Annotated in this window: 28 protein-coding genes; 14 read left to right on the top strand and 14 right to left on the bottom strand. The window is 61.0% G+C overall.

Features of this window, described 5'->3' with window-relative positions; all coding sequences use genetic code 11:
* Nucleotides 1-3: 3 nt before the first annotated feature.
* From ACV22V_RS30595 to ACV22V_RS30655, 13 genes are all read right to left on the bottom strand, one after another.
* Nucleotides 4-282, bottom strand: coding sequence for a hypothetical protein (locus ACV22V_RS30595; RefSeq protein WP_448016455.1), 279 nt, complete (start codon nt 280-282; stop codon nt 4-6).
* Nucleotides 279-809: a hypothetical protein gene (locus ACV22V_RS30600; protein ID WP_448016456.1), complete on the bottom strand. Its 531-nt coding sequence runs from the start codon at nt 807-809 to the stop codon at nt 279-281. The genes ACV22V_RS30595 and ACV22V_RS30600 overlap by 4 nt, the downstream gene beginning before the upstream one ends.
* Before the next feature lie 38 nt (nt 810-847).
* Complete coding sequence (locus ACV22V_RS30605; protein WP_448016457.1) at nt 848-1,543, bottom strand: GIN domain-containing protein; 696 nt, start codon at nt 1,541-1,543, stop codon at nt 848-850.
* A complete protein-coding gene (locus tag ACV22V_RS30610) occupies nt 1,543-2,019 on the bottom strand; it encodes a hypothetical protein (protein WP_448016458.1) in 477 nt (158 codons plus the stop codon). Before ACV22V_RS30610 ends, ACV22V_RS30605 begins: the two co-directional genes overlap by 1 nt.
* Before the next feature lie 11 nt (nt 2,020-2,030).
* A complete protein-coding gene (locus tag ACV22V_RS30615) occupies nt 2,031-2,279 on the bottom strand; it encodes a hypothetical protein (protein ID WP_448016459.1) in 249 nt (82 codons plus the stop codon).
* Nucleotides 2,280-2,288: 9 nt separating this feature from the next.
* Complete coding sequence (locus tag ACV22V_RS30620) at nt 2,289-2,543, bottom strand: hypothetical protein (RefSeq protein ID WP_448016461.1); 255 nt, start codon at nt 2,541-2,543, stop codon at nt 2,289-2,291.
* Nucleotides 2,543-3,292 (bottom strand): hypothetical protein, encoded by a 750-nt coding sequence (locus ACV22V_RS30625; RefSeq protein ID WP_448016463.1) that lies wholly within the window; start codon nt 3,290-3,292, stop codon nt 2,543-2,545. The genes ACV22V_RS30620 and ACV22V_RS30625 overlap by 1 nt, the downstream gene beginning before the upstream one ends.
* A 179-nt stretch (nt 3,293-3,471) precedes the next feature.
* Entirely contained in the window at nt 3,472-3,744 is a 273-nt protein-coding gene (locus tag ACV22V_RS30630) for a hypothetical protein (RefSeq protein ID WP_448016465.1), read from the bottom strand.
* A 3-nt stretch (nt 3,745-3,747) separates the two neighbouring features.
* Nucleotides 3,748-3,906, bottom strand: a complete 159-nt coding sequence (locus ACV22V_RS30635) for a hypothetical protein (RefSeq protein WP_448016466.1) — start codon at nt 3,904-3,906, stop codon at nt 3,748-3,750.
* On the bottom strand, nt 3,903-4,157 hold the full coding sequence (locus ACV22V_RS30640) for a hypothetical protein (protein ID WP_448016467.1): 255 nt from the start codon (nt 4,155-4,157) through the stop codon (nt 3,903-3,905). Before ACV22V_RS30640 ends, ACV22V_RS30635 begins: the two co-directional genes overlap by 4 nt.
* A 127-nt stretch (nt 4,158-4,284) precedes the next feature.
* Nucleotides 4,285-4,593 (bottom strand): hypothetical protein, encoded by a 309-nt coding sequence (locus tag ACV22V_RS30645; RefSeq protein ID WP_448016469.1) that lies wholly within the window; start codon nt 4,591-4,593, stop codon nt 4,285-4,287.
* Nucleotides 4,594-4,632: 39 nt separating this feature from the next.
* Nucleotides 4,633-5,010 carry a type II toxin-antitoxin system VapC family toxin gene (locus tag ACV22V_RS30650; protein WP_448016470.1) on the bottom strand — a complete coding sequence of 126 codons (378 nt, stop codon included), beginning with the start codon at nt 5,008-5,010 and terminating at the stop codon, nt 4,633-4,635.
* Nucleotides 5,010-5,246 (bottom strand): type II toxin-antitoxin system Phd/YefM family antitoxin, encoded by a 237-nt coding sequence (locus ACV22V_RS30655; protein WP_448016472.1) that lies wholly within the window; start codon nt 5,244-5,246, stop codon nt 5,010-5,012. The genes ACV22V_RS30650 and ACV22V_RS30655 overlap by 1 nt, the downstream gene beginning before the upstream one ends.
* Before the next feature lie 329 nt (nt 5,247-5,575).
* Here ACV22V_RS30655 and ACV22V_RS30660 point away from each other — a divergent pair, with 329 nt between their 5' ends.
* The 8 genes from ACV22V_RS30660 to ACV22V_RS30695 all read left to right on the top strand — a co-directional run bounded on the left by ACV22V_RS30660 (nt 5,576) and on the right by ACV22V_RS30695 (nt 13,722).
* On the top strand, nt 5,576-6,262 hold the full coding sequence (locus ACV22V_RS30660; RefSeq protein WP_448016473.1) for a ParA family protein: 687 nt from the start codon (nt 5,576-5,578) through the stop codon (nt 6,260-6,262).
* 1 nt (nt 6,263) lies between these two features.
* On the top strand, nt 6,264-6,665 hold the full coding sequence (locus tag ACV22V_RS30665; protein ID WP_448016474.1) for a hypothetical protein: 402 nt from the start codon (nt 6,264-6,266) through the stop codon (nt 6,663-6,665).
* Between the two features lie 698 nt (nt 6,666-7,363).
* Nucleotides 7,364-8,263 (top strand): plasmid replication initiator TrfA, encoded by a 900-nt coding sequence (trfA, locus tag ACV22V_RS30670; RefSeq protein ID WP_448016475.1) that lies wholly within the window; start codon nt 7,364-7,366, stop codon nt 8,261-8,263.
* Nucleotides 8,264-8,318: 55 nt separating this feature from the next.
* A complete protein-coding gene (locus tag ACV22V_RS30675; protein WP_448016476.1) occupies nt 8,319-10,571 on the top strand; it encodes a diguanylate cyclase domain-containing protein in 2,253 nt (750 codons plus the stop codon).
* The gene (locus ACV22V_RS30680; RefSeq protein ID WP_448016477.1) at nt 10,561-11,589 is read left to right on the top strand and encodes a helix-turn-helix transcriptional regulator; all 1,029 of its coding nucleotides are present in this window, start codon (nt 10,561-10,563) and stop codon (nt 11,587-11,589) included. The genes ACV22V_RS30675 and ACV22V_RS30680 overlap by 11 nt, the downstream gene beginning before the upstream one ends.
* A gap of 108 nt (nt 11,590-11,697) precedes the next feature.
* Complete coding sequence (gene dctP / locus ACV22V_RS30685) at nt 11,698-12,762, top strand: TRAP transporter substrate-binding protein DctP (protein WP_448016478.1); 1,065 nt, start codon at nt 11,698-11,700, stop codon at nt 12,760-12,762.
* Nucleotides 12,759-12,998: a hypothetical protein gene (locus ACV22V_RS30690; RefSeq protein ID WP_448016479.1), complete on the top strand. Its 240-nt coding sequence runs from the start codon at nt 12,759-12,761 to the stop codon at nt 12,996-12,998. The genes dctP and ACV22V_RS30690 overlap by 4 nt, the downstream gene beginning before the upstream one ends.
* Nucleotides 12,985-13,722 (top strand): 5-oxoprolinase subunit PxpA, encoded by a 738-nt coding sequence (locus ACV22V_RS30695; RefSeq protein ID WP_448016480.1) that lies wholly within the window; start codon nt 12,985-12,987, stop codon nt 13,720-13,722. Before ACV22V_RS30690 ends, ACV22V_RS30695 begins: the two co-directional genes overlap by 14 nt.
* On the opposite strand, the gene ACV22V_RS30700 is transcribed toward ACV22V_RS30695, so the two are convergent.
* Complete coding sequence (locus ACV22V_RS30700; RefSeq protein ID WP_448016482.1) at nt 13,719-14,000, bottom strand: Arc family DNA-binding protein; 282 nt, start codon at nt 13,998-14,000, stop codon at nt 13,719-13,721. The two genes, ACV22V_RS30695 and ACV22V_RS30700, sit on opposite strands and share 4 nt — an antisense overlap.
* A gap of 329 nt (nt 14,001-14,329) precedes the next feature.
* Between ACV22V_RS30700 and ACV22V_RS30705 the strand changes: the two genes are divergently transcribed.
* Genes ACV22V_RS30705 through ACV22V_RS30730 form a run of 6 tightly spaced genes read left to right on the top strand, consistent with a single transcriptional unit; the run spans nt 14,330 to nt 18,028 of the window.
* Nucleotides 14,330-14,980 carry a hypothetical protein gene (locus ACV22V_RS30705; RefSeq protein WP_448016483.1) on the top strand — a complete coding sequence of 217 codons (651 nt, stop codon included), beginning with the start codon at nt 14,330-14,332 and terminating at the stop codon, nt 14,978-14,980.
* Nucleotides 14,981-15,003: 23 nt separating this feature from the next.
* Nucleotides 15,004-15,222, top strand: coding sequence for a hypothetical protein (locus tag ACV22V_RS30710; protein WP_448016484.1), 219 nt, complete (start codon nt 15,004-15,006; stop codon nt 15,220-15,222).
* A 2-nt stretch (nt 15,223-15,224) separates the two neighbouring features.
* Nucleotides 15,225-17,303, top strand: a complete 2,079-nt coding sequence (locus ACV22V_RS30715) for a DNA topoisomerase (protein ID WP_448016486.1) — start codon at nt 15,225-15,227, stop codon at nt 17,301-17,303.
* The gene (locus tag ACV22V_RS30720; RefSeq protein ID WP_448016487.1) at nt 17,300-17,473 is read left to right on the top strand and encodes a hypothetical protein; all 174 of its coding nucleotides are present in this window, start codon (nt 17,300-17,302) and stop codon (nt 17,471-17,473) included. Before ACV22V_RS30715 ends, ACV22V_RS30720 begins: the two co-directional genes overlap by 4 nt.
* A gap of 33 nt (nt 17,474-17,506) precedes the next feature.
* Nucleotides 17,507-17,716 carry a hypothetical protein gene (locus tag ACV22V_RS30725; RefSeq protein WP_448016488.1) on the top strand — a complete coding sequence of 70 codons (210 nt, stop codon included), beginning with the start codon at nt 17,507-17,509 and terminating at the stop codon, nt 17,714-17,716.
* A 3-nt stretch (nt 17,717-17,719) separates the two neighbouring features.
* Nucleotides 17,720-18,028, top strand: coding sequence for a hypothetical protein (locus tag ACV22V_RS30730; protein ID WP_448016489.1), 309 nt, complete (start codon nt 17,720-17,722; stop codon nt 18,026-18,028).
* The last annotated feature ends 6 nt before the right edge of the window (nt 18,029-18,034 follow it).

Raw genomic sequence — 18,034 nt, forward strand, 5'->3', positions numbered from 1 at the left:
GCATCAGGCAGATGGGTGGTGGCGTCGGCCGCTCGCGCAGAGGAGCACGAACGCACCGAGCGCCGCCAGCGCACCGAGCAACCGCTCGGCGGTACGGCTGTCGTCGCTCCAGTCGTGTCCGTTCGAGGCCAGCATGGCGCCCGCGATCGACACGGAGACGCCCACGCCGAACGCGACAAACCCGCCGGCACGCACCAGCTGCCGCGTATGGGCGAACCAGCCGAGCGCGAAGGCGATCAGGTAACTGGCCACGGCGACATGCCGCAGGACGGCTTCGGTCATAAGGGGGCCTTCTCCGGATAGAACATGTCGGCCCGGCACGCGACGGGCCGACCGTCTTCCCAGAGCGGATCCGAGTTGACGAAGGTCGTCATCGTGATATTGAACGCGTGGCCGTGGGCGTCGCAACGAATGAGCCGCCCGTCGAGTGCGAGATGCAGTTTCTCGTCCGCAATCGTCGGCGCATCAATGACGGCGGCCGGCGCCCGCCTCGGCGCCGCAGGTACGGCCGGGAGTGCGGCCGCTGCATCCGAGCCGGTCGGACGACCACGACCAGCCTTGAGCGCGTCGAGCTCATGCTCGAGCGCCGCCACCTGCCGCTGCACATCGGTTACGTCGATGATCGGAATAGACGACACCTGTTTGCCCGTTGACGATGACGAAGAGAGAAGCGCTGCGAGATTGCCCGCTGATGGCGACAAGGAGGGGAGCGACGCGATAGGCACGCGTGCGCTGTAGCCGATCGTGATCAGGGTCGAGATTGCGGTAATAAGCGTAGCCACGGTCACGACGGTGGACAGCTTTGGCATGATGGAGTCCTCAGTTCTTGTTGGATCGGGAACGATACTCAACGAAACCGGATATCGCCGGATCCCGTGACGCGCGGGTCGCGTAGCAGAGGATCGCCGCCGACCGTGATCTCCCCCGAACCCGCGACGCGCGCCCGCACGTCATGGTGCACGCACGCCTGGATCTCACCCGACCCGGTCACGGACAGATCGGCGTGCGCGGTCGTCAACTTGCGCACGTCGACGTCCCCCGACCCCGCCACCCGTATCGCGAGATGATCGACCTGCCCCTCGGCGACCACCTCGCCGGAGCCGACCACGTCGAGCGCGAGCTCGGGCTGACGCAGACCACACAGCGCGACGTCGCCGCTGCCCTTGAGCTTCACGGCCGGCAGTTCGGGCAGGACGACACCGACCACCACACGCGCCGGACGCGGTGGCACGGTCAAGCGCGTCGGCCGCCCGGTCACGGGGTCTGCGGCAACCACGGTGCCGCTCGAGCCGTTGAAGGTCATCACAATGTTTCCGACGCTGACCATGACACGTTCTTCTCGCTCGATCACCAGCTTGTCGCCCTTGTAGGTGGTCTTGACGGCCGCCACCGCGTCGGCGGTCTCGCCGGCGACGATCAACGCCGGACGATCACCTCGACGGAATTCGACTTCGAGCGCGCCTTTGACGACGAGCTTGCGCGTCGGCTGCGCTGAACGCTTCTCCTGCACGCTGCACGCTTGCGGAAAATTGAACGGCTTCATCAGGCCTGGCCCGCTTCCAGGTACAACTGGTCGACCAACGCGAGCAGCTCGCGCAGACGTGCGGCGACGCGCGGCGTCACGAACAGGTCGACGTCGTCCACGCGGGCGTAATACACCCGATCCGGTCCGACTCCATCGTTGCCGCCACCGATCTCGAGCAGCCGCAACTCGCCGGCGGCCGCGGCGCCGAACGCGCGCTCGGCCAGCTCACGGGGATTGTGAACGTTGTAGATGAAGCCGCGCTCGCTCCAGTCGTGCGTATCGACGCCCCACGCCACGGCCAACAGCTGCCGCAGGTGCGCCGACGCACTTTCCGCGCTCGGCGCCTCGAAAAACACGATCCGCTCATCGTATTGCCCCGGCTCGCACAGTTCGGGCGGCAGCGCCACGATGGCGCGATGCAGGATGCCGGTGCCAAGCGCGGTGATCGGCAAGGCGGGTTTCAGTTTCAGTTTGTTCATCTCATCTCCGTTCATCGCCTGCCCTACTATCCCTTGTCGGTCGGCAGGCACTGATAGGACCAGCTGCGCGCCCGGTAGGCCTGCACGGTGATACCCGGTGAGGCCGTGGTGTTGGCTTTTTCGATGGCGGCCTCACGTCGTTCGAGGCGCGCCACAGCTTCCGTGCCGGTGCGCTGACATAGTGCCTCCGATTTGTATCCGCCATCGGCGATCACGGGGCCCGCGCTAGAAATCGATCCGCTCGCCATCAAGGCAAGCAGCCAGGTTGTTGCCATCCCATTCTCCTATTTCGATACCTGGTAGGCCGTGCCGCGGCCGGGCACGCCATCGCAAGCGATGCGTGTCCCCTTCTTCACGACCATGTTGCCGTCGGCTGCAGCCTCGACGCCGCTGCGATCAATCGTGCAGTTCGTTGCAACCGCCGACGCGCCGACCGGCTCACGGTTGAGAAAATGCAGCGACGAGAGGCAGCCGACGATGACGACCGTCGATGCGATCACGACCGCGTGACCGCGAAGCCAGCGTTTCAGGTTTTCCATCAGCGTTGCTCCGGTTCGGTTGAGCGTGCCGCCGCCGGCACGCGCTGCTCGAGGTGGATCACGTTCGCGCGCGCGAAGCATACGCGTTCGCCGAGCGTAAAGCTTTCGAGCGGTGCACCCGCGGGATACGGCCCGCCCAGCCCGGTCACGATCGCGCCGTATGCGTGCACGTCGGCCAGCGCGTCGTGGATCCGGTCAGCACACACGGTCGCGACGATCAGCGGCCCGGCGATCGCCTGCAGGTGCACCACGTCGCCGCACTCGATGGTGTGGCGCCTGACATCGCGCTGCGTGTCCCAGCCCCAGGTCGGCGCCGGCACGGTCGTGAAGTCTTCCCGGAAGCGCGTGCCCCACTCGCGACGCAGCAGCTGCCAAGCCGCGACCGGCATTTCCGCTTCGCCGGCCTCCCAACGCTGCACCTGGCGCGCGTTGACGCCCACGCACGTGGCGACGTCGGCCTGCGTGCGGCCGTGGCGCAGGCGCAGGTACTTGAGCGCGGCCGGCGTCGCCGCCGGCGCGGCGGGCGCGTCGGGCGCGTCGTGCTGGTCGCCGGCGAACCCCGGCGGCAGGCCGCGCCGGCTGACGTCCAGCGTCACGCCTCCATCCCACTCCAGCGCGACGGCCGCGCCGCACTGCGGGCACGGCACGCCCTCGCCGTCGTGGCCGCCGTCCGGCCGGCGCGTCTCGCCGCGATACCCGCATTGCCGGCAGCGGATCGCGTACAGCACGCCGGATAGTTTTCGCTGCATGGCACTCTCCGGAAACCCGACTAAAAGTCGTATGTCGGTAGCGTAGCACGTCTTTTGGTCGTGTCAAGCGTCGTTAAAACTGCCCCTACGGGCTTTTAGCCCATTAAACGCAATGCCGATAATGAGAGTTAGCGGCATTGGATATAAATAGGGTGCGTCCCTAAACAAGCTGCGATCGTCTAGCGGCGCCGGCGCGCGCCGGGCTCCGGCAGCGCGTCGAACCACGCGTGATAGCACGCCTCGGAACAGCACGGCCACCAGCCGCCAGGCTCTCGTTCGGCCAGCTGGTCGCAGCCCTTGCGGTGGCACCAGCGCGCGCGTTCCAGATAAGCGGCCATCCCCTGCTGCTCGGTGGCCCGCCGCTTGGCCGCCGCTCGCTTGCGGCGTGCCTTTTCCGCCTCGCGGGCCCGCGGATCCCAGAGCGTGCGCTCGCCGATGTAGTTGCGTCCCATGTGTCAGTCCGCACGCAGCCACGGCTTGACCGCGAGCGCCAATAGGCCGCAGCTCAACATGGCGAGCACCGGATGCCCCCAACCGGCGGGCGCCGGCATCGCCAGGTACAGAATGCCGACGAACAACAGCGCCATCCCGACCAACGCGAGCGCCGCTTTCATCGCACACTCGCCACGTCAACGGACGCCGGTTGCCAGTTGGCCGATCTCGTCGCGTCGCTCGGATCTAATACGACAACATCACCCGGCGAGCGATACCAAAGCCGATACGCATGATCGAAACGGTCATGCACAATCGTTTCGATGGAAACCACTTCGACCGGACTTGCTTCCAGCCATGCGTTCATCGCTTCAACAGCTGCGTCCCCGAGATAGGCCCGCTCAAGCACGAAATCTTTGAATTGAATCTTCATCGCCCCTCCTAGAAAGTGTCGTTCGAACGACAGTTTTTCGCGTCACTTTGTCGTTGATGCGCTCATGCCGAGTCGCACGAAAGACAAATCCCGGCGTGTTTCTGTCGCTCGCCCAACGGTCTCTTCTTCAAAACAAGTTCAGCTGACGCGGATCTCGCGCGGACACCGGCGCCGCTTGAACGCCCTGCCCGACCCGCCGCATGCGCACGATCAACGGCACCACGCAACCGTCGACGGTGAGACCGAATCCGAACGCCTCGAGCTCGTCGCGGAGCAGGTGCGGCAACGCTTGCCACGTCGGCCGCCAGCCGCGCGCTCGCGTGCGCGCCAGCAACTGGCGCTTGGTCAGGCCCGGCACGCAGTCGCGCACGAATTGCGCGCAGGCTTCCGGCACAAGTTCCGGCGGGAATGTGGGCGGCAGCGCGAAGGCTGCCAACTGCAGGGTGTCTGTCATCCGTCGTCCTCCCGGACAAGGTCAAACCTCAATGACGAGATCCGTGTATTTGGCCAGATGCCCGTCTGCCGTGACCAGCCGCAGTGGCTCGGTCATCGCCTGCGCGACCAGCAGCCGGTCGAACGGATCGCGATGAATGTCGGGCAGATCGCGCACCAGCGCGGCGTGCGCGACGCGGACCGGCAATTCCGCGAACCCGGCCGCCGAAATCTCGGCGACCAGTTCATCCACATCGACGTTGAGCTTGCCGAGGCCGGCTTTGATCGACGCTTCCCAAATGGTCGCGGCGCTGACGAATACTTCATCCGCGTCCATGATGAGCTGGCGGGCGTGTTTGGACAGTTTGCGGTCGTCCAGGACAGACCAGAGGTAGACGTGCGTATCCAGCAACAGGCGCATTACCGGCCCTCGAACGAGGCCAGGACGTCGTCGGGCAGCGGAGCGTCGAAGTCTTCCGCGATCTGCCCCTTGCCCTTCAGGCCGCCAAAGCGCCGTTTTGGCTTGACCGGCTCCAGGGGCACGAGGCGCGCGGCGGGCTTGCCGGCCTTGGCGATCACAATCTCTTCGCCGGCGGCCGCTGCGTCGACCAGCCGTGAAAAATTGGTTTTGGCGTCGTGAATGTTGACGGTATGCATGGCACCCCTCCATTGGACTAACTAGGACTAGGATCATGTTAGTCCCGGTTAGTCCAACGGTCAACAAAAAAGGTTCTTCACGGCTGCCTTATAGCTACCAAACAGATATCTTGTTGATACCCGATAGCTATCAGATATCCGCCTGGTATCTGGTAGCTATCGGATATCTCTTGGATATCTGGTAGCTATCTGCTATCTTTCGGATACCGGGTAGCTATCAGATACCAAACAGCTACCCTATTGATACCCGATAGCTATCGGATATCCACTTGGTATCTGGTAGCTATCGGATACCAAGCAACCTTCTACTGCATATAGGAGATCTTGCGATGCCGGTTATCGTGTTTGTTAGTCCGAAAGGCGGAGTCGGCAAGACGACCTCCGCATTGGTTCTGGCCGATCAGCTTGCCCGTAGCACAGATGTATCCGTCATCGATGCCGATCCTAACAAGCCGATCGCCATGTGGGCGAACGGAGGTGCGAAGCCCGAACGGATGACCATCATTTCGGATGCGGACGAAGAAAACATCATCGACAAGATCGAGGCTGCCGCAAGCGAGACACCATTCGTGATTGTCGACCTGGAAGGTACGGCAGCAAAGATCGTGATCTTGGCCGTTAGCCAGGCGGATCTAATCGTGATTCCAATGCAAGGGTCGCAGCTCGACGCATCGCAGGCGTCTCGCGCGCTGAAAGTTGTTGAGCAACAGGAGAAGATGTCGCGGCGAAAGGTTCCGTATGGCGTCCTGTTGACGCGTACAAGCCCGATTATTCGGACGCGCACAATGAAGCACATCAGTAGTTCGTTCGAGGAGGCCGGCATCGAGTTATTCAATACTGAACTGAATGAGCGCGAAGCGTTCAAGGCTATGTTCTCGTTTGCGTTACCGCTTGCCGATCTCGATCCGGCTGACGTTTCGAACCTCGATAAGGCGGTGATCAACGCAGAGGAATTCGCCAATGAGGTGGTCGAGAAACTGCGCGAAGGTTTGGCGCCTTCGCAGGAGGTAGCGTGAAATGGCGGAACGCAAGAACCCGCTTGATTTGAGCGGCTTCACGCCCCGAGCTGCTGCATCTAGTAGCCGCCCAGCGCCCGAGGTTGTCGAACAAATCGCCGCAGAGACCGGATTTCCAAGTCGGCAGCCTTCGAGCGCGCCCAGCGTGCCGCTCGCCAACACTGCGCAGGAGAAGCCTGTCGGCAAAGCTACTCGAGTCCGACAGGCTGATGCGCCCCGTCAAGATAATCGCCGAAGAACTGGCCGCAACGTGCAGAAGAACGTGAAATTGACTGCGCAAGGGGTCGCGGATCTTGAAGAAGAGGCGCGTCGTTCAAAGGAAACCTTCGGTGAGGTGCTTGAACGTGGGATTGCAGCAATACGGCGACTTCGTGAGATGGGTGTGGACGACTATTACGAATAAGAGCTATTGGCTACCTATTAGGTATCTAGTAGCTACCAGATACCTGAAGAGCGTTCGGCGCCAACGCCTTCTCGATGCTCGCAATATTTCTTCTTAGGGCAAGCCCCGAAGGGGCGCGTCAGGCCGAAGGCGCGGTTCGCGGGGAGTCGGTGGGCGGATGCGGAACCCCGGCCCCTTGGCCGGGGCTATCCACGCCCTTGTGGTGTGGATAGCGCAACCGTCCACGGACGGGCGCGGGATGCATCGTAGAGTGTCACATCCGACGGTTTTAGGCTTAGAAAGGCATAGGAAAGGCTTAGGCACAGTGGAAAACTTCCCTATGTGTTTGCTCTGGTTGAGAAATTTTCATCCTGTGAATATCTCAATCCCCGAAGATTCCTATCTCAGACCCCGAAAATTGATATGTCATTCCCCGAATTGGCCTATCTCAAACCCCGAGTATCGGTATCTCAGACCCCGAAGATCGTAGCTCAAACCCCGAGGCCGCTATCTCATTCCCCGAGTCACGTATCTCAAACCCCGAGCAGCGGGCGAAGATATCTCAAACCCCGATCGATACTCTCAAAATTTGAGCGACCCTATCTCAAACCCCGAGGCAAGCTTTTGCGCGGACCGGTATCTCAAACCCCGAGCAATATATCTCATACCCCGATAGGGTGTGTGTTAGCCTTAACCTATTGAATTTACAGGTTATTCGCATGCTAAGCGACTTCGAGCGAGCACAGGTGCGGCAGACTGTACAGGATCGTGCCCGTGAAATGGAGGAACAAAACGTGGGCAATAGTCAGCTTCGATTGTTCCCCGGGTGGGGCAATGACACGCGAGGCATGTCGAAGAGTCTGGCTCGGAGCGCGCTCTTTGCGGTCCGAGACAAGCGTGCGGAACGCGAACGCTACGACAATGCGGTAATCGCGTCGATCGAGGGGCTCGATATTCGGTACTCCGGTGAGGAGCTGCGTCAGGACGATCACGATGTCTTCATGCAGCTGTGCCACCTGGCGCGAGACGAGAACATTGGCGAAGTCGTCCACATCAGTGGGCTGCAAGCGTTAGAGGGGTTGAAATGGGGGCGTTCGCAGGAGGATTACGATCGGCTCCGCTCATGCTACAAACGTCTTCTCGAAGGGACGGTCTACGTCACGAAGACGGAGTCTGATCGCACCGGGAAGGTTAAACGTAAGACGCAGATGTTCGGCTCGCATCTCTTCTCGTCGGTGTCCGCGGAAGTCGAGGGCGACAGTATCGAGTCGTTATCTGCCAGGTGGACCATTCGGCTGAACAAGGAGCTTGCACGAATCATCAACGGCAACGAGATGACGTTGATTCGATGGGCGGCCGATAAGAAACTGACGCCGCTTGCGAAATGGCTTCACCGGTTTTATGCCACGCATGAGAAGCCTTTCGACTATAAAGCGGAAACCTTGCACTCGCTCTGTGGAAGTCGTCAGGCAAGCATGGCTGCGTTTCGGCAGAAGCTGAAGGGCGCTCTCCAAGAGCTGCAGGATGGCGGGTTCATTCGCAGTTTCTCGATGGGTCCGAAATCCTCGTACTTGGTACGGGTCGAGAACGTGCCGCTCGCCGAGCTGGAAGCCGCGTAAAAGAGCATCACCCTCTGTCGGTTATAGTGGCGGCTGGAAATTCCCGGAGGGTGACGTGTCTCACGTTCTTGAAAGGCGGCAAGCTTTGGCTTGGCGCAGAATCTTTGGCGTAGGCGTATTGCTGTGCGTTGTCCTGTGTATTGCGGCAGCTGCGGCCGCGCTCAATGAATGGCGAAACACGTATGCTGCCGCGAGGCGATCCGCCGAGATCGTTGCGAAGTCATACGCAGTTCACCTCGGAAAAGTGCTGGCGAATGCGGATGCGCTGACCGGGGTCATCCGATACGAATACGACCGGTCACCTACAACCTTCAATCTTCGGTCGCTCATTGACGGCGCCGCCATCACCCCGGACTCCGCAGCACAAGTCACGATCGTTGGCGCTGATGGCCAGGTGCTGCAAACGTGGCCACACGAACTCAAGAATCCCGTCTATCTTAGCGATCGCCCGCATTTCGTCTTTCACAAGAACAATTCTGACGCAGCCTTGTTCATTGGGCCTCCAGTGAAGGGGCGCGTTTCGGGCGATATGACGATTCAATTCAGTCGTCGACTGGACACCGTCGATGGACGCTTCGCTGGTGTGGTTGTAACGTCCGAGCATCCCGACTACCTGTCTCAAGGTTTTTTGAGTCGCGCAAACGTTGGCGAACACGGCGCGCTGACGGCATTTCTCAGCAACGGCGGCACCTTGCTTGCCCGTTCACAGATCGGCGCAGCGGCGAGTGCGGTCGGCCCGGACTTTTCGGATTACCTGGAAAAGTTGGATACGAGGACCGGCGAGTTGGTTGATCCGGTTGATCGAGCGGCGCGGATTTTTGCGTATGCGCCCGTCGAGGGCTATCCAGTGATTGCCGCAGTGGCCTTATCGAGAGACGAAGCCATGCTGCCGTTTCGTGCGCATCTAGGGGTCTATGTGGCCTGTACGATGCTGCTCGTGCTGATCGTGTCGGGTGCGACGATTTTGGCTATGTGGCATGCCAGCAAGCTAATTTCGGCCGAAGAAGAAATGCGCCGGGCTGCGGAGACCGATCCACTGACTGAATTGCAGAATCGTCGCAGCTTGCGCGAGGCGATCGATGCGCACTGTACTAGCGGCCCAGTCGCAGCGAATTCACTTGCCATATTGACACTGGATCTACGCGATTTCGGGCGAGTTAATGATTTGCTTGGCCAGGACGCCGGCGATGCGCTATTGCGCCTTGTTGCGGATCGGCTGCGTGGTGTTGCCGCCGACGACATGCTGGTCGCCCGCGTTGGCGGGGATGAGTTCAGCTTACTGATTCGCGACGATGACGCTTTGTCGAAGGCGTTTGGAACCGCCCGGTTGATCGTTGAAGCCTTTCTGAAGGCGTTCGGTTTGCGTGGGCACACGTATTTGATGAAGGTCGCTATCGGTATTGCGTCCCTCGAGCTCTCGCAGGCGGCTGGCTCGGAATTGTGGCGAAATGCCAATCGCGCGATGGCGGACGCTAAACACGCGGCTTCGAAGTCGGGCGAAAGTGAGGTACGCATCTACACTGACGCAATGGCGCATCGACTGGATCTCGATGACGACGATTTCCGAGCGCTGTTGTTGGCTATGGAACGAAGGGAGATAGCGGTTCGCTATGCGCCCATTGTCTCGGCCGCGTCGGGCCAGCTGACTGCGCTGCGCGGTTCTCTGTTCTGGTCGAGGTCAGCGGACGACGAGCGTGGCGAGGCTGAGCTACACGAACTCGCTGATCGGCATGACCTGCTTTTCCGATTGGGCACCTATCAGCTGAGCGAAGTGTGCGCTCGTGACGCGATGCCTCACGTGCCGACGTATTCAGTCGTGCCGGCGGCTGTTGTGTTGCAGGGCGATCTCGATCAGTTCCTCGTCCACATCGAGGAAACCCGCGCATTCGATTACGGTCGACTGCGTCTCGGCATTTCTCAGCCGGGCGATCTTATCGGCCACCCCCGGGCAATCCAGACACTACGTCAGCTTCGGGAGCGCGGGATTGACATCTATGCGGCGAATATCACTGGCGACGATTGGTCGATCTCCATCGTCCGGTTGTTGCCGCTCTCGGGTGTTGAGGTTGGCGGGCAGCTGCTTGCTGCTGCCGCAGAAGACCGGGTCGCTGAGTCCATGCTCAGCGGTATTTTGACGACATGCGCCGAACTCGACCTGACGATTCAGGTAGCGGGCGTGAGTAGCGAAGCACAACTGAACCGGCTCAAGGATTTTCCGAATGTAGTCGTTTATGGGAGCCTCTTCTCAGCAGAAGAGTTTGTCGAAATTCCAAACAATTTGGTGGGGCCGCGGGGTCATGAGTCGTGAGCTTCATCAGTTGTTCAGCGATACCAGCGAACAGATTGGCATCAGTCCAAAAATACCCGTGCGCGATGGCTCGATCGAGCTGAGATTGGTTGATTGCCGAGAGGGTGGGGTGCTGTTGCAGCGAATCCATACGAGACGTGATGGAAGCGTTGTCGTGTTGCTGCTCGATGGATCCGAGCGCGCACAATTGGCGGAGTTTCTCGAGAACGATCCCTACAATGAAGTGCTGGCGCCGCAATATCATGCGATCGTCGATTTGGTGGGGCGACGACCGCACCGCAAGATGACCGCACGCGCCATCGCGAGCGTGGCGGATTGCAATACCGAGCTGGATGTATTGACGCTGATGCGTACCGTGTGTGCGACCCGCGGCGGTACGTACGCACTGTTTCATTGGCTGTCGACGTCGACAGCTTCCCAGGTAAGCGGCGTGACCTACGATACTCACGTGATCCTGGCTGCTTGCCCGCCGAGCTGGCTGCAGGTCTATGAGCGGCGGGTGGTGACGGATCCGGTGTTGGAATACGCGCGAAACCACGTCATGCCCGTGCGCGGCTTCGAGTCATTCGGAAACTCCAACGGCCCGTGGTTTGCCCGAGAGGCTGCCCTCTACGGGTTGCGGAGCAATGTCTTTCTGCCGGCGAACCGGGGTTCGGATGAAGGCAAGGTCTTCGGCGTTTTACACGTCAGCTCGAGCCACGCGTCACCGGCCAGCGACGACGTGATCTGGCAGGGGCAGAGAGAATTGCGCGGACTGGCCGAAGAACTGCTCGACTGGCCTGCCATCAGGTTTCGTCGGGCGGCCGCCGTGCGATATCAGCTGAGTGACGCCGAACGAACCATCCTGCAGTGGATCCGCCGCGGTGGTGACGCGACGCACGCGGCCGCCGATCTGACGCTGACCCAGCGACAGATCTACCGCCTCTACAAGTCGATCAAAATTAAAATGGGGCGCGATGATATCCGCGCCTGTGCACGCATGGCGGCTGAGGCCGGTCTGATCGATCAAGTTGATTGATCAGACATAAAGAAGTCTAATATCATGAAAAACAGTGATATAGCCATTACCTCTTACCGTCGGTTACGCTTCGTTCCGTGATGTTGCAAACGAATACGGAGCGGCGGAATGCCGGAAGGGAAGAGAAACAGGATCCTGAGTACAGCGGGGCTTGTAGGACTGCTGACAGTGATCGTGGCGTTTGTTGCGAGTTCGATCGGCATTGCGCAGGGCGCATCGAAGCCCGAGTGGTCAATTGCAACCGCGTATCCCACTGACACCGTTTCAGGGAAAGCGGCGGATGACTTCGCGCGCTTGCTCAACGACGCAGGGGCGGATACGGCCCGCGTGGTTCCGCATTTCAGCGACAAAAGGGGCGTTGCGTCGGTTCAGGATCGCATTAGCCAACAACCCTTCGGTGTGCTGTTCGCCGGCGATCTGGCATCCCGCGATGCGATTCTGGCATTGTCGATTCGACCGTATGAGGTCAATTCGATCGCCGAGGCGCGAGAGATGTCGCGCTTGGCCAAGCCGGCCTATCGGAGCGCATTGGCGCATCACGGCCTGGTCCTGCTCGCGGTAGTTCCGTGGCCACCGACCGGGATCTGGTCCCGATCGAAGATCGATTCGCCATCGGATCTGGTTGGCATGAGAATCCGCACATACGACGAGTCGTCCAGGCGCGTGATGGAAATGCTTGGGGCTCAAGTGGTTTTCCTGCCGATTCAGGAAGCCCTTGCGCAAATCAAGGCCGGCGGCGTCGATGCTGTGATGTCGTCGGGCGACGGTGACGCTGGTCGCGCCTACGCCGAAGTCTTGCCGAACTTTACGGCCCTCGGGTATGCGTATCCGGTTTCTTTTCTGGTCGCCAACAAGCATTTTCTCGACGGATTACCGGAGCTGCAACGGGCCGCTATCTTTGCCGCGGGCCTCGAAGCCGAGCGTCACGCGTGGGAGCGTCTGCCTGAACGCGTACGCCACAACTACGAAGGCATGGCGGCCCAGGGTGTAACGGTTCGCGATCCTGCGCCACGAGCACTGCTCGAGGCAATTTCTCGTGCTGCCAAAGAAGACAGTCGCGATTCGATGTTGAGCGATTACGAAACAACGCAGATGTTGGCGCAGTTCCGCGCGTGCCCGCCGCGCGCATGCCGAGGATGTGCGGCGTATGTCGATAAGGAGGCCGCTCGATGAGTTCATCGTCCAAGAGAGTCATAGCCTCGGTGGCCATCGGTGTTGGCTATGTCGTCGCCCTTATCGTCGGTCAGGCTAGCGCGCCAGGTGCAGCGAGCTCGCTGACCGCACTCGTTGTCGAGCACGGCGGTTTCCGCTGTGAATTCGACAACGTGTACATCGGCGATGGTGCAGTGCCAGTCCGTCAGCACTGCGATTCAATTAATCGAGGGGGAGTGCCCGATGCGCGCGATTGATTTGAACGTTGACCTTGGCGAAGGGTACGGCAACGATCTAGCGCTGCTCGATTACGCGACATCGGTGAATGTCGCTTGCGGATGGCATGCGGGCGACGCGTCGACGATGCGAACTGTTGTCGAAGAAGCGCTGAAGCGAGGAATCGCGGTTGGGGCCCATCCGAGCTATCCGGATCGGGAGCATTTCGGGCGCCGGTCGATGGAAATGACCTACGACGAGATCTACGCCGGGGTCCAGTATCAGGTCGGTGCGCTTAACGGTATCGTGCATGCGCTCGGAGGAAGCCTGGCACACGTTAAACCTCATGGGGCGTTGTACAACGACGCGGAGAGAAACGTTGCAACTAGCAGCGCAATCGTTTGCGCTGTCCGCGATTTTGACCCGTCGCTGGTGATTTATGGGCTAGCGGGCGGGCAGCTCGTTCGCCTGGCTCGGGAGCATGGCCTGCGGGCCTATGACGAAGCGTTTGCGGATCGCGGTTACGGTGCCGATGGTCGCCTTGTGCCGAGAGCCGAGCCGGGGGCGGTTATCCACGACATTGACGAAGTGGCCCGCCGCGTAGGGGAATTAATAGCGACGGGTACGGTGCAAGCGGGCAACGGGGAACGAATTTCGCTGTCGGCGCAGACCTTGTGTCTGCATGGAGATGGAGAGCATGCGGTGACTTTCGCGCAGACGGTGCATACGGTGCTGCGCAGAGCGTCGCCGCATCAGCTCACCTAGGTGTCACTATCCAGAAGCTTCTGGAGACGTTTCGCAACAGTCTCCAGTTCGTTGGTTGTAAGAAGGTTTGGCAAGGTGATCTGCTGCAACACCTTGGACAGCTGGTCCGTGGTTAGGGGGGCAGCTTTCACGTTTTCGCCTGACCGGAGGGCCAGCGAGGCGCTCAGCCGGGCAACTAGCTCACCATTCAACGAGCGGCCATTCTCCTGGGCCGCGTCTTTGAGCTGAAGGTAGACGGACCAAGGTAGACGGAATTGGGAGCGGTAAGTGTCATCCATAGGTGGAGTATTTGACACTACGCAGGCACCATCGTATAGTGACGTAAAACATCACTCGGAGTGACTAATTTCATGGAGGATGTAGTGCGGTCGCAATGTCGATTGCCGGTAGAGCTTGATCGATGGCTCAAATCGCGGGCTAAGGCCGAGGGGCGATCCAAGAACGCGCAACTCGTGAGCGAATTGAAAAAATTGATGGCCGCCGACTTGGCGAGGACTGAGGCGACGAACGAATCCGAAAACGGAAGGAATGCTTGAAGCGGTTGATGCCGGTGTTGGCGCACTGACATCAACCTGACCATTACGCAGTAACTGTGAGGAAAACAGGAATGGCTACGTCCATTGTAGCGCATTGGTCCCTTCGCGCGACCAAGGTAAACCTGCACGCGTTCGCGATTGCAATCGCGCTGCTCGCGCCCGCTGCGCCGGCGCATGCCGACGGCTGGGGCTGCCAGGTGATGTTGTGCCTGTCCGACCCTCGCGGTCCCGAGAACGAGGGTGCCTGCGTGCCGCCCATCGAAAAGCTCTGGGACGAGCTCTCGCACGGCCATCCGTTTCCCACCTGCAATCTGATGGAAAGCTGGGACGGGCTGCCCGAAGAGATCCGCAGCGCAATTCCGACCGACGTTGTGCAACTGATCAAATCAACGACCATCACCGGCGGTAACGGCGGCGCCAGCGGCGCATTCTGCCCGTACGACCTGATGTATTACAGCAACCTGTACGGGCCGGCCTGCCGCGCGCACAGTGTCATCCAGGTCAAGCTTAACGGTCAGGTCTTCACGCGGGTCTGGTGGAACATCAGTGGGGGCCTCGGCACCAAAACCAGCTCGCGCACCGAATACTTCGGTGGCGGCTCGACGACCCCCTTCTATGATCCGGCCGAAACCGCCAAGCAGTGGATCGAAGACCAGGAGAACAACCGTAACGGGAATAGCGGCTCGCCGTCTCCCTGGTTCGGCATCGGCACTCGTCACTGATTGATATTCCGCGGAGGGCCATCATGTCACTGACCAACGCCGAACAACAAGCACTCCTAAACGCATCGTTTGAAGGGGTGGATGCGGTCGACGCGCTTATCGAGATTCTGCGCGCGGCACACCCGCGCGCGTTTCACTCGACGGATTCGCTCGCCGAGCGGCGCTTTTTCGACCAGCCGAAGCACGATTTGCCGCATTGCGGATTCGTGCGCGCGTGCGCGGTTGAGCAGGGGGGACGGTAAGCATGGCTCGCCTGTATATCGCCGAGAAACCGTCGCTTGCCAAGGACGTGATGGCCGTGTTCGATGCGCGTCCGTTGCGAAACGGACCGGCGTATAAGGTCGGCGAGGATTTCTTCGTGCCGCTTCAGGGGCACGTCCTAGGACAAGCGTTGCCGGATTTCTATCTCCCGGACGATGTGCCGCTGAACACGAAGGGCAACAAGATTTGGCGCGCGAGCGATCTGCCGATCATTCCATCGACGTGGGTTCTGGAACCGTACGAGAAGACTGCACCGATTCTGGAAGCGATCCGCCAACTGCTGGCCGACGTCGACGAAGTCGTGCACCTGGGCGATCCGGACGCGGAAGGTCAGCTGCTGGTCGACGAAGTGCTGGACTACCTGGGCAACACGCTGCCGGTCAAGCGGCTGCTGGTTAATAACAACAATCCGAATGAGGTGCGCAAGGCGCTCGCGAATCTGCGCGACAACGACGAGCCGGAATTCCGGGCGTGGTATCGCTGGGCACTGGCTCGCAGCAAATACGACTGGCTGTTCGGTCTGAACCTGACGCGTGCCGCGACCTGTCGCGCGCAATCTCTCGGCTTCGACGCGGTGCTGAGCGTCGGCAGCGTGCAGACGCCGGCGCTGCAGATCGTGTTCGAGCGCGACGACCGGATCGAGCGCTTCACCGCCACCTCGTATTTCCTGTTGGCTGCCCAGTTGCAGCACGCGAACGGTGCCTTCAATGCGAAGTGGCGGGCAGCGGACGATCAGCCCGGTCTCGACGATGCCGGTCGGTTGGTGGACCCCGATGTCGCGGCCACGCTTGCGCAAAGCCTGACCAACGCGTCGGCGTCGGTGAGTGCATTCGAGCGCAAGCCCGTGCGCGATCTTGCGCCGCTCCCGTTATCGCTGAACGAACTGACGGTCGAGGCGTGTCGCCGTTTCGGTTGCACGGCCGCCGAGGTGCTCGACGCTGCCCAGGAGCTTTACGACCGCTACAAGCTCACAACCTATCCGCGTAGTGAGAACCGCTACCTGGCAGAAGCGCAGCATGAAGAGGCGCCCGATGTGCTGGCTGCGCTGGCCGCGAATCGCGCGGATCTCGCCCCGCTGGTCGACCGTGCAGATCCGTCGCTGCGCTCGCGCGCGTTCGACGACAAGAAGATGGTCGGCAACCCGCACCACGGGATTGTGCCGACGGTTCGCCGGGCGGACCTGAGCACGCTGACGCCGTTGCAGCAACAGGTCTACGACTTGATCGTCCGCTACTACCTGGTGCAGTTCTACCCGGCCGCGACGTTCATGCAGACGTCGATCGAGGTTGCGTGCGCTGGTCAGCGCCTGATCGCTGGCGGTCGCACGCCTGTCTCGACCGGTTGGCTCGCGGTGCTGAAGCCGTCCGAACCGGAAACCGGCGACGACGTACAGACGTTGCCGGAGCTTTCGGCGGGCGATCAGCTACTGGTGCTCGACGTCGATCTGCAGGCGAAGGAAACCCGTCCGCCTGAGCGGTTCGACGAATCGACGCTGATTGCCGCGATGATCGATTTGCACAAGTACACGGACGATCCGGCCGCCAAGGCGCGTCTCAAAGAGGGCAAGGGGATCGGCACGAGCGCGACGCGCGCCGGAATCATCGCCGAGCTGCGCGAGCGGAGCTTCCTCGTTCCGGTGAAGGGTTCCAAGACCCGCTTCATGACGAGCCCGACTGGCCGGGCGCTGCTCGCCGCGCTGCCGGGGCCGGTCAAGGATCCGACGGTCGCCGGCATGTTCAAGATCGCGCTCGACGCGGTGGCCGATGGCGCGATGACCTTCGACGCGTTCATGCAGCGCAGCGAGCAGATGGTCACGAAGATTGTCGCGGCGATCGGTGTGGCGCCGATGCAGTTCCCGGGTGCAAAGCCGTGCCCGGTTTGCAAGTCCGGTCAGCTGCGCCGGATCAACGGCAAGGACGGCGCCTTTTGGGGGTGTTCGAACTACAAGGCCGAGCCTGCGTGCAAGGCGTCGTATCCGGACGCGAACGGTGCGCCGGATTTCAACGCGAAGCGTGCGAAGAAGCGGCCGAGTACGTCGTTCGGTCTCGGAGGGTGGCGATGACGGTTTCGTTCGTATGTTTCGCATTGGCGGTGTCGAGCCTGGGCGTGGTTCTGGTACTCGGTGAAGAACACCCGATTGCGGCCGCGGCGATTGTTGCTGCGTTGCTTTCGGTGGCTGCGCTTGTGGACGCATTCGCGCCTCCGCACTACAGCCCCTTCGGCAGGTTGTAGCAACTGGATCCAACAACAAATGAGGGCCATGCAATGAACAGGATTTTCAGGTGGATTCGATTAGGCATCCGCGCACTGCTGATCTTCATCTTGTCGACGGCGGCGTTTGGCGTCGCGTCCTGGCTGATCGGGCGGGATTCGGTGGGCGACCTGATCGCGGCGGCGATCGTGGCGTTCGGCTGGGTCGCGATCGGAGTTGTGATGTGCAAGAGCGGTTGGCCGCGCGACGTAGCGGAGTGGTGAGACATGCGCAACGTCATTAAATATTTGGAAGCCGTGTTCACGCTGCGCAACGTCGTTGTGGTCGGTGGCGGGGTGTTCCTCCAGTACGAATGGGTGATGTGCGTGGCGCATTACCTGCCTGCGTTCTTCGAGTACGTGAAGCCGACGATTTCTTCGCCAGACCGCACCGTTCTCGCGGTTACGGGAGCACTGTTTCAAGGCCTGATGGCCGCTGGCACCGTCGTACTGATTTTCGGCGAAATCCCCGTGATTCTCGCAATCAGCGTCGACGGCGCGATCGCGCGGCTGCGCTCGGTGAAGGAGCGGTCATGAACTTCC

The organism is Burkholderia sp. AW33-5 (assembly GCF_053427615.1).

Bases quoted from the DNA above. Each gene is read 5' to 3' on its own strand.
- ACV22V_RS30660 (WP_448016473.1), top strand. From the start codon at position 5,576: ATGCCGGTTATCGTGTTTGTTAGTCCGAAAGGCGGAGTCGGCAAGACG.
- ACV22V_RS30700 (WP_448016482.1), bottom strand. From the start codon at position 14,000: ATGGATGACACTTACCGCTCCCAATTCCGTCTACCTTGGTCCGTCTAC.
- ACV22V_RS30730 (WP_448016489.1), top strand. From the start codon at position 17,720: ATGCGCAACGTCATTAAATATTTGGAAGCCGTGTTCACGCTGCGCAAC.
- ACV22V_RS30665 (WP_448016474.1), top strand. From the start codon at position 6,264: ATGGCGGAACGCAAGAACCCGCTTGATTTGAGCGGCTTCACGCCCCGA.
- ACV22V_RS30605 (WP_448016457.1), bottom strand. From the start codon at position 1,543: ATGAAGCCGTTCAATTTTCCGCAAGCGTGCAGCGTGCAGGAGAAGCGT.
- ACV22V_RS30705 (WP_448016483.1), top strand. From the start codon at position 14,330: ATGGCTACGTCCATTGTAGCGCATTGGTCCCTTCGCGCGACCAAGGTA.
- ACV22V_RS30715 (WP_448016486.1), top strand. From the start codon at position 15,225: ATGGCTCGCCTGTATATCGCCGAGAAACCGTCGCTTGCCAAGGACGTG.
- dctP (WP_448016478.1), top strand. From the start codon at position 11,698: ATGCCGGAAGGGAAGAGAAACAGGATCCTGAGTACAGCGGGGCTTGTA.
- ACV22V_RS30690 (WP_448016479.1), top strand. From the start codon at position 12,759: ATGAGTTCATCGTCCAAGAGAGTCATAGCCTCGGTGGCCATCGGTGTT.
- ACV22V_RS30610 (WP_448016458.1), bottom strand. From the start codon at position 2,019: ATGAACGGAGATGAGATGAACAAACTGAAACTGAAACCCGCCTTGCCG.
- trfA (WP_448016475.1), top strand. From the start codon at position 7,364: ATGCTAAGCGACTTCGAGCGAGCACAGGTGCGGCAGACTGTACAGGAT.
- ACV22V_RS30600 (WP_448016456.1), bottom strand. From the start codon at position 809: ATGCCAAAGCTGTCCACCGTCGTGACCGTGGCTACGCTTATTACCGCA.
- ACV22V_RS30725 (WP_448016488.1), top strand. From the start codon at position 17,507: ATGAACAGGATTTTCAGGTGGATTCGATTAGGCATCCGCGCACTGCTG.
- ACV22V_RS30625 (WP_448016463.1), bottom strand. From the start codon at position 3,292: ATGCAGCGAAAACTATCCGGCGTGCTGTACGCGATCCGCTGCCGGCAA.
- ACV22V_RS30630 (WP_448016465.1), bottom strand. From the start codon at position 3,744: ATGGGACGCAACTACATCGGCGAGCGCACGCTCTGGGATCCGCGGGCC.
- ACV22V_RS30640 (WP_448016467.1), bottom strand. From the start codon at position 4,157: ATGAAGATTCAATTCAAAGATTTCGTGCTTGAGCGGGCCTATCTCGGG.
- ACV22V_RS30620 (WP_448016461.1), bottom strand. From the start codon at position 2,543: ATGGAAAACCTGAAACGCTGGCTTCGCGGTCACGCGGTCGTGATCGCA.
- ACV22V_RS30695 (WP_448016480.1), top strand. From the start codon at position 12,985: ATGCGCGCGATTGATTTGAACGTTGACCTTGGCGAAGGGTACGGCAAC.
- ACV22V_RS30615 (WP_448016459.1), bottom strand. From the start codon at position 2,279: ATGGCAACAACCTGGCTGCTTGCCTTGATGGCGAGCGGATCGATTTCT.
- ACV22V_RS30720 (WP_448016487.1), top strand. From the start codon at position 17,300: ATGACGGTTTCGTTCGTATGTTTCGCATTGGCGGTGTCGAGCCTGGGC.
- ACV22V_RS30680 (WP_448016477.1), top strand. From the start codon at position 10,561: ATGAGTCGTGAGCTTCATCAGTTGTTCAGCGATACCAGCGAACAGATT.
- ACV22V_RS30655 (WP_448016472.1), bottom strand. From the start codon at position 5,246: ATGCATACCGTCAACATTCACGACGCCAAAACCAATTTTTCACGGCTG.
- ACV22V_RS30595 (WP_448016455.1), bottom strand. From the start codon at position 282: ATGACCGAAGCCGTCCTGCGGCATGTCGCCGTGGCCAGTTACCTGATC.
- ACV22V_RS30650 (WP_448016470.1), bottom strand. From the start codon at position 5,010: ATGCGCCTGTTGCTGGATACGCACGTCTACCTCTGGTCTGTCCTGGAC.
- ACV22V_RS30710 (WP_448016484.1), top strand. From the start codon at position 15,004: ATGTCACTGACCAACGCCGAACAACAAGCACTCCTAAACGCATCGTTT.
- ACV22V_RS30635 (WP_448016466.1), bottom strand. From the start codon at position 3,906: ATGAAAGCGGCGCTCGCGTTGGTCGGGATGGCGCTGTTGTTCGTCGGC.